Source organism: Actinomyces sp. ICM47 (assembly GCF_905369875.1).
In the GTDB taxonomy this organism is placed as follows: Bacteria; Actinomycetota; Actinomycetes; order Actinomycetales; family Actinomycetaceae; genus Pauljensenia.
Window position 1 is genome coordinate 1 of the sequence record NZ_CAJPJE010000017.1, and the last position, 11,940, is coordinate 11,940.

Genomic DNA, 11,940 nt, shown 5'->3' on the forward strand with positions numbered 1-11,940 from the left:
AGATGCCCGCGATGACCAACCAGATCGAAAGCACGAACGCGCGCCTACGCCAGATGCTGCGCGACCACCGCGGCATGCGCCTGACCCGACGCATCAAAGCCGTGTTCTGGTGGTGCTACACCCACTCAGCCCACCCGCAACCAGCAGCGACAATCCTGGCGACCATGCCCACCGACACATACCTCGAAAACGCCTGGCAACAAGCCGTGCAAAACCACCAAGCCACCGCCATCATCCCCGGCTGGGGCGACGCAATCTGCTTCAACGAACTCCACCACACCACCCCCCTACCACAACACCTGGGACTAACCCCAGCAACACGAAATGTCCTATAACCCGCATGCGGGCAGCTGCGGTACTCGAGGGCGGCGGCAGGGCCTGGCCGGGCTTCGAGCCTACGCGCCGAGCCGAAGGCTCGCGGCGTGGACGGCGAGCGGGCGGGCCGACGCCCTCGGGTGCAGAGAGCAGCTGGGGAGGCGGGCCGACGCCCTCGGGTGCAGAGAGCAGTTGGAGAGGCGGGCCGCCGCCCTTGAGCACAGAGAAGGGTCACCAGCACTGCGCGGTAACGATAGAGAACGGCGACCCTACCCATCAGCAGCACGGTCGCCAAGGCCCGCACGAACGCAGCAACCATGTCCACAATGTAGAGGCGTGCGTCACAAATCTTTCTCACATCATAAACTTTCAGTGCATCCATTCTTACGACATCTAGGAGCACCCATGAAGCGTCGTCTTACTGCCGCCGCTCTCGCCCTCATCTTCCCGCTTAGCATGGCTGCCTGCGGATCCCAGTCCACGGCTGACGCCTGCAAGGAAATCGCGACGGCACGCACCTCCGTTCACCAGTACTCGGCCGAACACTCGATTCTGAGCATGCCCTTCAACGAAGTCCCAGATCATCTGAAGAAGCTGCTGGACATGTACAGGGACGCCGGTAAGAAGGTCAGCAACAAGGAAGTCAAGGCTGCTTTCAACGATGTCCTCAAGGACCTCGACAAGTCCGTTGAATTCCTCAGGGACGACACTCCCACCACCTCGCCGGAATACGAGCAGAATGAGGAAGACATCGACAGCCACGGACAGGTGCTGAAGAATCTCTGCGGGTTCACCTTGGACTGGTGAGCAGCTACTGACGCGCACACCAAGCCAGGAGGGGTAACCCGGGGTGGGTTGCCCCTCCCCCGCCAGTCACTCATTCACGACTTCCCACGTACTTCTTACAGGCATTAGCATGTCGCTGTACACCACCGACACATCCAGGAAATTCCATGAAGCGTCGTCTCGCCGCCACCGCCCTGATCCTCATGCTTCCACTTGGCATGGCTGCCTGCGGATCCACCCAGTCCACGGCTGACGCCTGCAAGGAGATCGCGACCGCGCGCGATGCGGTCCTCAAGGAATCAGAATCGGTGGACATCTCCTCGATGGATAGCCAGCAGGAGTACGCCGATTTCCTCACAAAGATGACTGGCATCTACAAGGAATCCGCAAAGAACGTCACCAACAAGGACGTGAAGACTGCTTTTAAGGACGTCCTCGACGACCTCGACAAGCTGATTAACCTGTTGAATACCAACGAAAACGCGAGCGCGTCACCCGATTATGAGTCCATTCAGGACAACATGGATACCCACGGGGAGGCACTGAACAACCTCTGCGGCTTCACGTGGGACAGGTAACCCAACGCTGGTAAGCGGCTCGTCTGGAGAACCCCACCGAGCAGCCCCTTGAGCAACGCCTCGCAGAGTGGTGCCATGGATCACCCAGTAACCATCCCACAGATTTTTCTCAGACGATAGACTTTCACCGTACCCATCATCAATGCACTAGGAGCATTCCCATGAAGCGCCGTCTCGTCGCCGCTGCCCTCGTCCTCGTTTTCCCCTTCGGCATGGCCGCCTGTGGTGCCCAGTCCAAGGAAGCCGCCTGCAAGCAGATCCAGAAGGCTGCGACTACCGCCAGCTCTGAGATCAATTTCGACGCCAATAGCAACGAAAACGATTTCAAGGAAGGCCTGGATAAGGCTCTCAAGATCTACAAGAAGGCCGCCAAGAAGGTCACCAACAAGAAGGTTAAGCCCGCCTTCAATAACCTCATCGCCGACCTCGAGAAGTTCCGTGACCTCGCGGACAAGGACAGCTCCGACGTGTCTACGGAAGACTTTCAGGTCCTGCAGGACATCTCCACCCATGGCCAGGAGTTGAACGACATTTGCGGTTTCAAGTGGGATTCCGGCAAGTGATACGTCGCTGACACCATCAGCCATGCGGGGAGGGACGCCCAACCGGGTGCCCCTCCCCGTCCACCACCAGCGTCACTGTCGCGGTCATCGATACTGACCCTCTGCCGCGAGACCATCGACCCACCCTTTAGGAATTCCCATGAAGCGTCGCCTCATTGCTGCCGCCCTCGTCCTCATTTTTCCCTTCGGCATGGCCGCCTGCGGCTCCCAATCCAAGGCAGCCGCCTGTCATGAGATCGACAATGCTGCGGCTAGCGCCAGCACGCAGGCACAAAAGAACGGGCAGACCACCAGCAGAGATCCGAAGGTCCTCAGGGACCGGATGGCTGACCTGACATCTACCTACAAGAAGGCCTCAAAGAAGGTCACCAACAAGAAGGTTAAGCCTGTTTTTCAGAGCTTCATCGCTGACATGGAGAGGATCGTCAAACTCTATGACGACGGCGATACCATGTTCTCTTCCAGCGAGTTCGACAGTGCCATGACAGACATGGAGAATCACGGGAAGAAACTCAGCGATCTGTGCGGCTTCGGATGGAACATTGGAAACTGATGCGCGAATGACGACTCCGTTGAGTCTATCGGGAGGGACAACCCGATGCATGCCTTTCCTCGCGCCGTGAAAAATCTGACCACGACAACCTACGCCACACAGGCCTCGTACCGCACCCATACCTCGTCGGTTACCCGCTCGCCATGTGGCGAGTTTTATATCGCCGGGACCACTCCCCTACACTTCCACTATGTCCATCAACGCTCTCAAAGGAGCCAGCATGAAGCGTCGCCTTATCGCCGCTGCCCTCATCCTCGCTTTCCCCTTCGGCATGGCCGCCTGTGGCGCCCAATCCAAGGAAGCCGCCTGCAAACACATCCAGAAGGCGGCTGTCAGCGCCAACAAAAGCGTCAAGATCAAGGGCACTTCCCCTGACGACATCCGGGACAGTTTGGACCAGATCATCAAGACATACAAGAAAGCCAACAAGAAGATCACCAATAAGAAGGTCAAGGCTGCCTTCACCCCTCTTATTGAAGACCTTGAGAAGCTTCGCGACGCCACGAAGTCGCCCGGCGCTTCGACGGGTGGCCCTGACCTCATGACAGACATGTCAAACCATGGCAAGGCGCTGAACGACCTCTGCGGCTTCGACTGGGGCACCGGACAGTGACCTGTCACTAACCATGTCTGCGATACCGGGTGGGGCGGCCTTCATGGTCACCCCACCCATCTTTTGCCAGGCGTAAACGCCTGCCTTTCCGAGCAAAGGGGCGCGGAGCACAGGGGGAAGACCGCCCTTCACACAGGGAGTTTTGCCCAACTTTAACCATCCGGCTAGACTTTCAGGGTATCCTTCCATGCTTTCAAAGGAGAACCCATGAAACAGCGCATCGTAGCCGCCATGCTCATCACCCTGATGCCGCTCAGCCTGGCCGCATGCGGTGGCGAGAAGACTAACTCCTCGTCCACCACCCCCTCGTCGGAGCCCAGCTCCGCTGCCACCCAGAACACTGCCCCTGCTGGCAACCAGTCCAAGGAAGACGCTTGCAAGGAAATCGAAAAGGCGATGGCAGACGCCAGCGAAACCGTGACGAGCGCTACTTCAGAGATAAGCACTGACACCGCCAGCATCAAGAACACGTTTGACTCGATTGCGGACGCCTACGCGACGGCATCCGAGAAGATTTCCAACGAGGACATCAAGAAGTCTGTCGACCAGGTCACTGCTGACTGGCGCAACGCTGGCGAGAAGGCCGCCGCCATCTCCACCACGAACGGGTCCGGACTGAACGAATACACGCAGGCGGTCAACGACGTGAGCACCCACCAGAATGAGCTCTTCGCCACGTGCGGACTCATGTCGACCAGTAACTGATTTGCCCAGCAAGAGAAAGAGGGACGACCCGCAGGGTCGTCCCTCTTCATTTATCTGCGCGGGCTGTATCTACGCGCCAGCCCCACCCATCCGCGCAGCATGAGTGCCCGAGGGCACCCAGGCCTCGTCGCTTCAGGCCTGACCACCGTTCTTCCAACGACGGAAGAAGACCGCCAGGAGCGCGCCAGAGAGGTTGTGCCAGACGGAGAAGACGGCCGCCGGGAGCGCAGTTTCTGGGGTGGCGGCGAAGTGGGTCTTCGCCAGCGTCGCAGCCAGCGCGGAGTTCTGCATGCCGACCTCGATCGCTGTCGTGCGAGAGGCTTTGTCCGAGCCGCGTCCGACGCGTCCGGCCAGGTAGCCGAAGAGGTAGCCCAGCAGGTTGTGGCAGATGACCACCGCGATGATGAGAGCGCCCGACGTCAGGATCTTGTCGACCGACCCCGACACGACTACGAGCAGCACGTAGCAGATGCCCAGCACGGAGATCCACGGCAGGATCGGCAGGATCTTTTCGACGATCTTGTTCGCGAGGAAACGCACGGCGAAGCCACCCAGAACCGGGGCGAGGACCATCAGTAGGATGTTCTTTGTCATCGCGGCACCATCCACCGGCATACGCGAGCCGACCAGCCACGCAGTGAGCATCGGTGTCATGAGCGGCGCGAGCAGCGTCGAGATCGAGGTCATGGTGACCGACAGCGCGACGTCCGCCTTTGCCAGGTAGGAAATCACGTTCGAGGCGGTACCGCCCGGTGCACAACCGACGAGGATGACACCGACGGCCACTGCGTCGGGAAGGCGGAACACGTAGCACAGGCTCCAACCCACGAGGGGCATGATCAGGTACTGGGCGACAACACCCACGAGCACAGGCAGCGGGCGATTGATGATGAGTCCGAAGTCGGGCAGCGTCAGGGTCAAGCCCATGCCGAACATGATGACGCCGAGCGCCCAGTTAACGCCGGGGGCCAGCGGCTTGAAGGTCGCGGGAGTAACCATAGCGATCACGAATGCTGCCAGGATCAGCAGCGGGAAGACCGTCACGGCGATGCGCGCGCTGCGATCTTCGGAGGAAAGCGAAGGAGACTGAGTGGTGACTGTATCTGATGTGGACATGCCACCCATATTTCACCGATTGTTGAATTTTTCCCTTCCGCGTCTCACGTTGTGATCAGTTCAGTATTGAGACTCACAAGACAACTTCACTAAGCTAAGGCTATGCACAGTGCCGCGCCAACGACTGATTCCACCCCCGCTCACCCCCAGCAGACGTCCCCGGACGATACGTGCAGGCATTCCCACAGCCGCCCAAAAACGCGACACCATAAGAATCCCCGCATGCGCGAATTACAGCGCAAGGGCTGGATCTCCGACCAGCACGGCGCATGGACGATGATGGCCCTCCCACCGCTGCTCGGATGGGCACTGTCCCTGACCTTCGTATGGATGGTCATCCTCATGCTGGTGGCGTGGGCGATGGCGTTCCAGATGTTCTCGGCGGTGTGTCTGTGGGTCAAGACCCCTGCGAAGCGCCGCGGTCGCATCGTGCCCGCGATCCTGACCTACAGCGTCCTCACAGCTATCCCCGGCATCACCCTCCTGGCGATGCGCCCGCAGCTGCTGTGGTGGGCAATCGCGTTCGCTCCCTTAGCCTCGTCCGCACTCTTCCTCGTGTGGAAGGGGCGCGAGCGCTCCCTGGGTGCCCGCGCGGCCTCGATCCTGGCGGGCGGCATCATGGGTCCCGTCGCTTTCTCGCTGGCGACAGCAGATGGCTCGCCGGCGGCGGTGACCCCGCACGCGTGGGCAGCGTGCACGGTATTCACGCTGCACTATGTTGGCACGGTACCGCTGGTGCGCTCGATGATCCGTGGCCGCAAGGACCCGCGCTGGGCGATGGGGGCGGCACTGTTTCACGCTTGTTGCACGCTCGGCGTGACCGCAGCGTGGTGGTTCGGCGCGCTATCGATCTGGCCCTCCCTCGTGTGGGTGTGCCTGACGGCGCGCGCGTGGGTGATGCCGATGCTGAGCCGAACCCGCCAGCGTCCCCTCTCCCCCAGGTTGATCGGCTTCACCGAGATCGCCTGGTCGGCTCTGTTGTTTGTGGTGTTGCTGGTCCCGTAACCGCATCACCCCCTGCGTGGGCGTGTCCGGCTGATCGGGCGCGCCCACACGCACAGGTACCTACGCGCTGATTCCGTGGGTTCGCGCGAACTCGGCGGCTACCGAGTAGAAGAGGTCATTCTGCTCGCGGCTGCCCACGGAGACGCGCACGCCTTCGCGGAAGGGACGCACGATGAGGCCGACGCGGGCGCATTCGTCGACGAGGCCGTAGACGCTTCCGTGGAGCAGGTAGAAGTTCGACTGTGTGTCGGGGATGTCGTATCCGAGGTCGCGCAGGGCGGGAACGATACGTTCGCGTTCAGCGACGATGTCGGCGACCGCGCGCTGAACACCCTCTGCGTCTGCGAGCGAGGCCAGGGCAGCGGCGAGCGCGAGGGAGTTGACGCCGAAGGGCACGAGGAGGGACTGAATCGCGCCGATGACCTCGGCATCGCCGATAGCGTAGCCGACGCGTACACCAGCCAGGGCGTGTGCCTTAGAGAAGGTCCGCATGACAACAACGTTGGGGTGGGTTGCGATGAGCGGGACCGCGGTACGTACGCCGGGTTTGGTCGCAAAATCGATGTAGGCCTCGTCGACGATGATCATGACGTCGTCGGGGGCATCTGCGACGAAGGAGGCGATCTCCTCGTAGGTGAGGGCGGGGCCGGTCGGGTTGTTGGGAGAACAGAGGATGAGCGCGACAGTGTCGTCCGTGATGGCCTCGTGCATCGCGACGAGGTCTTGGCTGCCATCCGGGAGGAGCGGCACGGGAACGGGGTCGGCCCCCACGGTCGGGACGGCGATCGGGTAGGACTCGAAGGAGCGCCACGGGAAGACGACCTGGGTGCCCGGCTGGCACACGGCGGACAGCGCAGCGACGAGGATCGCCGAGGAGCCGGTGCCGACGCACACTTGGTCGGCACCCACGCCGAAGCGGTTCCCGAGGGCTTCGCGCAGGGGGGCGGCGGTCAGGTCGGGGTAGCGGTTGATCGTCTGGAGCTCGCGGGTGATCGCTTCCAGCACGGCCGGGCTGGGCGGGGTCGGCATCTCGTTGGATGAGATTTTGACGGCGTCGGGCGCGGACTTGCTGGGCTTATAGCGAGGTAGGGAGAGGACGGTGGGCCGAAAGCGCAGGTTGCTCATGTGTGTAGTCCTATCCCATGGGGGTGTGCCGTGCAAGCAACGTCCCACTGCGCAAGAATGAGCAGATGGATTTCATTGCTCGACTTATTGCCACGATGGCCGGACTGTGGGTCACGACCCTCCTGGTTCCGTCTATCTCCATCACGTCGACGACGGCATCAGAAACCGTGATTGCCTTCGCCGTCATCGCTTTCGTGTTCACGCTGGTGAACTCGATCATTAAGCCCGTCGTCGAGACGCTGGCCTTCCCTCTATACCTCCTCACCTTCGGCTTGTTTGCACTGGTGACCAACTCGTTGCTCTTCGCACTGACGGGCTGGCTGTCCACGTCGCTGGGTATTCCCATGACGACGGGTGGCTTCTTGTCGTGCCTGGCGGGCGCGGTCATCACGTCGGTGGTGACCTCCGTCGTGTCGGGGTTCCTGCGTGACAAGAAGGACGCCCGCGACTGAGCTGGCTTCCCCTTTCTCGAGGCGCATCACTTGTCGGTGATGCGCCTCGTTTGGTAGTGGTGGATCGTGGTCTGGGTGCGCTCGGTGAGGCCGAGCGCGTGGGTGCGGCGGGCCTCGGCGACCGCGAGTGCGCCAAGGCCCGGGTCGGACGAGGCCGTGGCTGCGCTCAGGGAGCTCCTGATCTCGTCGACGTAGACGGAGGCGGAGTGTGAGCACGGGACGGGGTCGGAGACGTCGCACGTGGCTTCGTAGTCGCGGAACATGACGGTGGTGACGTTATCCCCCTGTGTGGCGTAGCCGTCGAGGCCGGGAACGATGCCGCCGGAGTTCTCGTAGGACAGGACGGGTACGTCGGTGGGGGCGATGGTGGCCGTTGGGGATCCGGCGGTGACGACGGAGACGACGTTGTAGCGGGAGCGTACGTCAGGGTTTGCGGCGAGTTGAGCGGCCATGATGCCGCCTTGGGAGTGTCCGGCGAATTCGACGGCTTCGCCCGGCGCGATGCCCGCGTCATCCATCGCCTTCTGGATGGCGTAGAGCTGGTCGGAAGCCATACCGCCCACGCCCTGGAAGTTGGTGAGCATGTCCTGCGGGCCTTTCTCCCCAGCGCCGAAGGACTGCGTGCCGCGGATGTCGATGGTCCATGAGCGTGTCTGGGTTCCATCCTCTTCCACCGTGACGTGCTCCTCGATGGCGATCTCGCCGTTGTCGGCGTCTCCCCCGTGCATGTCGATGATGTGTTCGATGACGTCTGCGCTGGTGGCAGCGCCCTCGTAGTGGATGTCGGGTGCAGCGTCCGGCATCGACGCCAGCGTCGTGGCCTTTCGTTCTTGAAACCTATCGGGCGATAGCCACAGTCCGATCCCGCCAGCGTGGACGCGCGTATGTCCGTCGGCTGCCTTGATTGCGACCCCGTAGCTCGGTCCGCTCCCGAGTCCGCAAGCAGTAAGTCCCAGCACCGTCAGCGCCGCCAAGCCCGAGGCCGAGGCCGTCGACGTGGAGTTGAGGTCCTGACTCACCCCAAGTCCTTCCAGAATACGTGCGACGTCCCGATGCACAGGCAAGGAGTTGACGTCCAACGCGAAACGGCCGAGGTCGCGCTGAAACTGTACGCCTGACATCTCATCCTCATGCTTCCAAAACTCCAGACCGTCGATCCCGGTGTTCATCAGGTCCCTGCTGTGGGTTGCCATCGCCGGAAGCGGCATGACCACAGTCGCCAAACCTGGGACCCCCAGTCGAGTCGCGGCGTCCTGACACAGGTGGAAACCAGCGCTCCACAGCGCGCCCGCGAAGCCACCCGCCGCCTCGAATCTGGCGAGGCCGAGGAGGCTGAACTGCGGACCGGACGCGCTGCCGGGAACGGCCTCCCACAGGGAGGCGAAACTATTTGCGTCGTCGTAGGTCAGGGCAGCATCACGCAGCTTCCACAGGAGATCATCGACAGCGGCACCCAGGTCATCCAGGGAACTCAGGGCGGTGGTGATCGCGCTGGTGACGCTGCTTGTATCGAAAGGGGCCAGGTCGACTTCCAACTGTGCGCAGGTAAGTGCGGCTTTGGATGGTCCGATTGCGAGTAGCTTCTCGTAGGTTAGCGCCGCGTGCGCGGCGTTCAGTTCGTTCACGTCAACACTGAAAGCACCGGAGGCAACCGTGACGTGACGATGAGGGTCAAAGACCACGGTTACCGCCTCCCTAGCACGTCGCCACTGACCGCGGCTGCGGCAGAAGTCAGGACGGTGCCGTAGAAGTCTGCGAGGGTTACTGCCGTGTTGCATCCGTTCGCTACTGTGACGACGGTGCTCGCGAGGAATGCGGTGGCGTTTGCTTCAAGGGTGGGAACGGCGTCCAACGCCGCCTGAATATCGTCGAGGACTCCCTGGGCCTGAGCCACGACCTCGTCTTTACGCAAGCGGTAGGAATCGCCTCCCGTGCCCGTCCACTGCGGGCAGGAGGACCCCGTGAGCGCGCATCGCAGAGCATCGACGAGGGCGTAGGCACTGTTAAGGGACACGGAAACGGCGGCTGTATCGATAGGCATGGGGACTCCCTTCAGCGGAAGCGGTGTTGTTACAGGACGCACGCTACGTCCGAGGCCGTGGCTGGTTCTACCCGCACGGTCAGTCCTGTGGATGGCGGGCGACACGAACGCAGGCCTGTGGATAGACACCGCCCGCGGTAGCCTGTGGATAAAGCGAGGTCGCCCCCGGACGGTATCGGGCACTCCCCCGCCAGCGAACGTGAACAACTCGCCCCAGCCCCGGCCTCGTGCGTTATACACGCCACGAACCGCCGAGCGGACTCAGCGTCCCGAAGACCTCGCAGTCTGGGAAGATGGGGGTATGAGCGACACGATGACACTGTTCTCCACTGCCCACGGCTATTCGGACCTGGCGGGCGGGGGTGAGCCGCTCAGCCCGCTGGACGGCCGCTACCGCGCGGTGGCCGCGCCGCTGGCGAACTACCTGTCCGAGGCGGGCCTGAACCGCGCGCGCGTGCACGTCGAAATCGAGTGGCTGATTTTCCTGCTTGACAACTCGGTCCTGCCGGGCGCACCGACGCTGACGGACGCGGAGCGCGACTACCTGCGCGTGCTCCCCCGCGATTTCGGCGCCGAGCACATCAAGCGCCTGGGCGAGTTCGAGGCCGTCACCCGCCACGACGTCAAGGCTGTCGAGTACCTGATCGGCGAGTATCTGGAGGCCGCGGCCGATAAACTGGGTGAGGGCACGACGCTGCCGACCCTGCGCGAGGTCGTCCACATCTTCTGCACCTCCGAGGACATCAACAACCTGGCGTACGCACTGACCATCAAGGCTGCGACCGAGCAGGTATGGCTGCCCGCGATCCGCGCGCTCCTGGATCGCCTGCGCGGCCTCGCCGAGGCCGGGGCGGCCGTCCCGATGCTGGCGCACACGCACGGCCAGCCGGCGACGCCGGTGACGATCGGCAAGGAAATGGCGGTGTTCGCGCACCGCCTGTCCCGCCAAATCACGCGCGTCGAGGCCACAGAGTACCTGGGCAAGATCAACGGTGCGACGGGCACGTGGGCCGCGCACGTCGTGTCGGTGCCGGGCGCGGATTGGCCGACACTGGCTCGTTCCTTCGTGGAAGGCTTGGGCCTGACGTGGAATCCGCTGACCACGCAGATCGAGTCGCATGACTGGCAGGCCGAGCTGTATTCGGACGTGGCGCGCGCGGGCCGCATCGCCCACAACCTGGCGACGGACGCATGGACGTACATTTCGATGGATTACTTCCACCAGAACCTGGCGGCGCAGGGTTCGACGGGCTCGTCGACGATGCCGCACAAGGTCAACCCGATCCGCTTCGAGAACGCGGAGGCCAACCTGGAGGTGTCGAACGCACTGCTGGATTCGCTGGCGTCGACGCTGGTGACCAGCCGCATGCAGCGTGACCTGACGGATTCGACGACGCAGCGCAACGTGGGCGTCGCGTTTGGTCACGCGGTGCTGGCCTACGACAACCTGGTGCGTGGCCTGGATGGCATCGAGATCAACGCCGCGCGCATGGCGCAGGATTTGGATGCGAATTGGGCGGTGCTCGGCGAGGCCGTCCAGCAGGCGATGCGTGCCGCCGCGATCGCGGGTGCGACCGGCATGGCGAACCCGTACGAGCGCCTCAAGGAGCTGACGCGCGGCCATGAGGTGGGCGAGCGCGATATGCGTGAGTTCATTGCGGGCCTGGGTCTGCCGGCCGAGGTGGAGGAGCGTCTCCTGGCGCTGACCCCCGCGACCTACATCGGCCTGTCCGAGCGCCTGGCGCGCTGGGAGGCCTGAGTCCTATCGGTTGGGGCGGCGGGTGCGCGGGTTCGCGCCTCGCTGCCCTTGTCGTTTGCACGAATCATCGACTGCGCTGAACTACTTGTGCTCGACAAGACCGATACGGTCAGGGCGGCCACTCGCGTCGCTGGCGTTAAGAAGGATCTAGACGAAGGAAGCGGTCGCATCTCCATTATCCCGAGTAAGCTCCCTGCCAAACATGAGGAGCTGATCGGAAAGAAGATCCGACGCCCCAAGTCACGTAACCCCGTGGTGTACCTACGCGACATCGAGGTCATTGACTGAGCCGGAACAAGAGAGCCCCCAGCAGTCCTGCTGGGGGCTCT

The 11,940-nt window shown here is 62.7% G+C and carries 14 protein-coding genes and 1 pseudogene; 11 read left to right on the forward strand and 4 right to left on the reverse strand.

The window, feature by feature from the left end:
* The 7 genes and pseudogenes from QZ149_RS05000 to QZ149_RS05030 form a co-directional block, all read left to right on the forward strand.
* A pseudogene (locus QZ149_RS05000) lies at positions 1–335 on the forward strand (IS256 family transposase); the annotation flags it as partial.
* A gap of 385 nt (positions 336–720) precedes the next feature.
* Entirely contained in the window at positions 721–1,122 is a 402-nt protein-coding gene (locus tag QZ149_RS05005; RefSeq protein ID WP_291450170.1) for a hypothetical protein, read from the forward strand.
* Positions 1,123–1,268: 146 nt separating this feature from the next.
* Complete coding sequence (locus tag QZ149_RS05010; protein ID WP_291450171.1) at positions 1,269–1,679, forward strand: hypothetical protein; 411 nt, start codon at positions 1,269–1,271, stop codon at positions 1,677–1,679.
* 161 nt (positions 1,680–1,840) lie between these two features.
* Positions 1,841–2,242: a hypothetical protein gene (locus QZ149_RS05015; RefSeq protein ID WP_291450172.1), complete on the forward strand. Its 402-nt coding sequence runs from the start codon at positions 1,841–1,843 to the stop codon at positions 2,240–2,242.
* 139 nt (positions 2,243–2,381) lie between these two features.
* Positions 2,382–2,795 carry a hypothetical protein gene (locus QZ149_RS05020; RefSeq protein ID WP_291450173.1) on the forward strand — a complete coding sequence of 138 codons (414 nt, stop codon included), beginning with the start codon at positions 2,382–2,384 and terminating at the stop codon, positions 2,793–2,795.
* A 220-nt stretch (positions 2,796–3,015) separates the two neighbouring features.
* On the forward strand, positions 3,016–3,408 hold the full coding sequence (locus tag QZ149_RS05025) for a hypothetical protein (RefSeq protein ID WP_291450174.1): 393 nt from the start codon (positions 3,016–3,018) through the stop codon (positions 3,406–3,408).
* A gap of 207 nt (positions 3,409–3,615) precedes the next feature.
* Positions 3,616–4,113, forward strand: a complete 498-nt coding sequence (locus tag QZ149_RS05030; protein WP_291450175.1) for a hypothetical protein — start codon at positions 3,616–3,618, stop codon at positions 4,111–4,113.
* Between the two features lie 132 nt (positions 4,114–4,245).
* Here the strand turns inward: QZ149_RS05030 and QZ149_RS05035 are convergent, their stop codons facing one another.
* Positions 4,246–5,229 carry a bile acid:sodium symporter family protein gene (locus QZ149_RS05035; RefSeq protein ID WP_291450176.1) on the reverse strand — a complete coding sequence of 328 codons (984 nt, stop codon included), beginning with the start codon at positions 5,227–5,229 and terminating at the stop codon, positions 4,246–4,248.
* 222 nt (positions 5,230–5,451) lie between these two features.
* On the opposite strand from QZ149_RS05035, the gene QZ149_RS05040 reads away from it, so the two are divergent.
* Complete coding sequence (locus QZ149_RS05040) at positions 5,452–6,234, forward strand: YwiC-like family protein (RefSeq protein ID WP_291450177.1); 783 nt, start codon at positions 5,452–5,454, stop codon at positions 6,232–6,234.
* A gap of 60 nt (positions 6,235–6,294) precedes the next feature.
* On the opposite strand, the gene QZ149_RS05045 is transcribed toward QZ149_RS05040, so the two are convergent.
* Complete coding sequence (locus QZ149_RS05045) at positions 6,295–7,359, reverse strand: histidinol-phosphate transaminase (RefSeq protein ID WP_291450178.1); 1,065 nt, start codon at positions 7,357–7,359, stop codon at positions 6,295–6,297.
* A gap of 65 nt (positions 7,360–7,424) precedes the next feature.
* On the opposite strand from QZ149_RS05045, the gene QZ149_RS05050 reads away from it, so the two are divergent.
* Positions 7,425–7,811: a phage holin family protein gene (locus tag QZ149_RS05050; RefSeq protein WP_291450179.1), complete on the forward strand. Its 387-nt coding sequence runs from the start codon at positions 7,425–7,427 to the stop codon at positions 7,809–7,811.
* A 26-nt stretch (positions 7,812–7,837) separates the two neighbouring features.
* Here QZ149_RS05050 and QZ149_RS05055 read toward each other — a convergent pair whose 3' ends face one another.
* Both QZ149_RS05055 and QZ149_RS05060 read right to left on the reverse strand, forming a co-directional pair.
* The gene (locus QZ149_RS05055) at positions 7,838–9,493 is read right to left on the reverse strand and encodes an alpha/beta hydrolase (RefSeq protein WP_291450180.1); all 1,656 of its coding nucleotides are present in this window, start codon (positions 9,491–9,493) and stop codon (positions 7,838–7,840) included.
* Positions 9,494–9,495: 2 nt separating this feature from the next.
* Complete coding sequence (locus tag QZ149_RS05060; protein ID WP_291450181.1) at positions 9,496–9,852, reverse strand: hypothetical protein; 357 nt, start codon at positions 9,850–9,852, stop codon at positions 9,496–9,498.
* Between the two features lie 301 nt (positions 9,853–10,153).
* Between QZ149_RS05060 and purB the strand changes: the two genes are divergently transcribed.
* Both purB and QZ149_RS05070 read left to right on the forward strand, forming a co-directional pair.
* The gene (gene purB / locus QZ149_RS05065; RefSeq protein WP_291450182.1) at positions 10,154–11,611 is read left to right on the forward strand and encodes an adenylosuccinate lyase; all 1,458 of its coding nucleotides are present in this window, start codon (positions 10,154–10,156) and stop codon (positions 11,609–11,611) included.
* 48 nt (positions 11,612–11,659) lie between these two features.
* A complete protein-coding gene (locus tag QZ149_RS05070; RefSeq protein ID WP_291450183.1) occupies positions 11,660–11,899 on the forward strand; it encodes a hypothetical protein in 240 nt (79 codons plus the stop codon).
* Positions 11,900–11,940 lie beyond the last annotated feature (41 nt).

What these genes read in the sequence shown, in the direction of transcription:
- QZ149_RS05005 (WP_291450170.1), top strand. Translation starts at nt 721, where the DNA reads ATGAAGCGTCGTCTTACTGCCGCCGCTCTCGCCCTCATCTTCCCGCTT.
- QZ149_RS05010 (WP_291450171.1), top strand. Translation starts at nt 1,269, where the DNA reads ATGAAGCGTCGTCTCGCCGCCACCGCCCTGATCCTCATGCTTCCACTT.
- QZ149_RS05015 (WP_291450172.1), top strand. Translation starts at nt 1,841, where the DNA reads ATGAAGCGCCGTCTCGTCGCCGCTGCCCTCGTCCTCGTTTTCCCCTTC.
- QZ149_RS05020 (WP_291450173.1), top strand. Translation starts at nt 2,382, where the DNA reads ATGAAGCGTCGCCTCATTGCTGCCGCCCTCGTCCTCATTTTTCCCTTC.
- QZ149_RS05025 (WP_291450174.1), top strand. Translation starts at nt 3,016, where the DNA reads ATGAAGCGTCGCCTTATCGCCGCTGCCCTCATCCTCGCTTTCCCCTTC.
- QZ149_RS05030 (WP_291450175.1), top strand. Translation starts at nt 3,616, where the DNA reads ATGAAACAGCGCATCGTAGCCGCCATGCTCATCACCCTGATGCCGCTC.
- QZ149_RS05035 (WP_291450176.1), bottom strand. Translation starts at nt 5,229, where the DNA reads ATGTCCACATCAGATACAGTCACCACTCAGTCTCCTTCGCTTTCCTCC.
- QZ149_RS05040 (WP_291450177.1), top strand. Translation starts at nt 5,452, where the DNA reads ATGCGCGAATTACAGCGCAAGGGCTGGATCTCCGACCAGCACGGCGCA.
- QZ149_RS05045 (WP_291450178.1), bottom strand. Translation starts at nt 7,359, where the DNA reads ATGAGCAACCTGCGCTTTCGGCCCACCGTCCTCTCCCTACCTCGCTAT.
- QZ149_RS05050 (WP_291450179.1), top strand. Translation starts at nt 7,425, where the DNA reads ATGGATTTCATTGCTCGACTTATTGCCACGATGGCCGGACTGTGGGTC.
- QZ149_RS05060 (WP_291450181.1), bottom strand. Translation starts at nt 9,852, where the DNA reads ATGCCTATCGATACAGCCGCCGTTTCCGTGTCCCTTAACAGTGCCTAC.
- purB (WP_291450182.1), top strand. Translation starts at nt 10,154, where the DNA reads ATGAGCGACACGATGACACTGTTCTCCACTGCCCACGGCTATTCGGAC.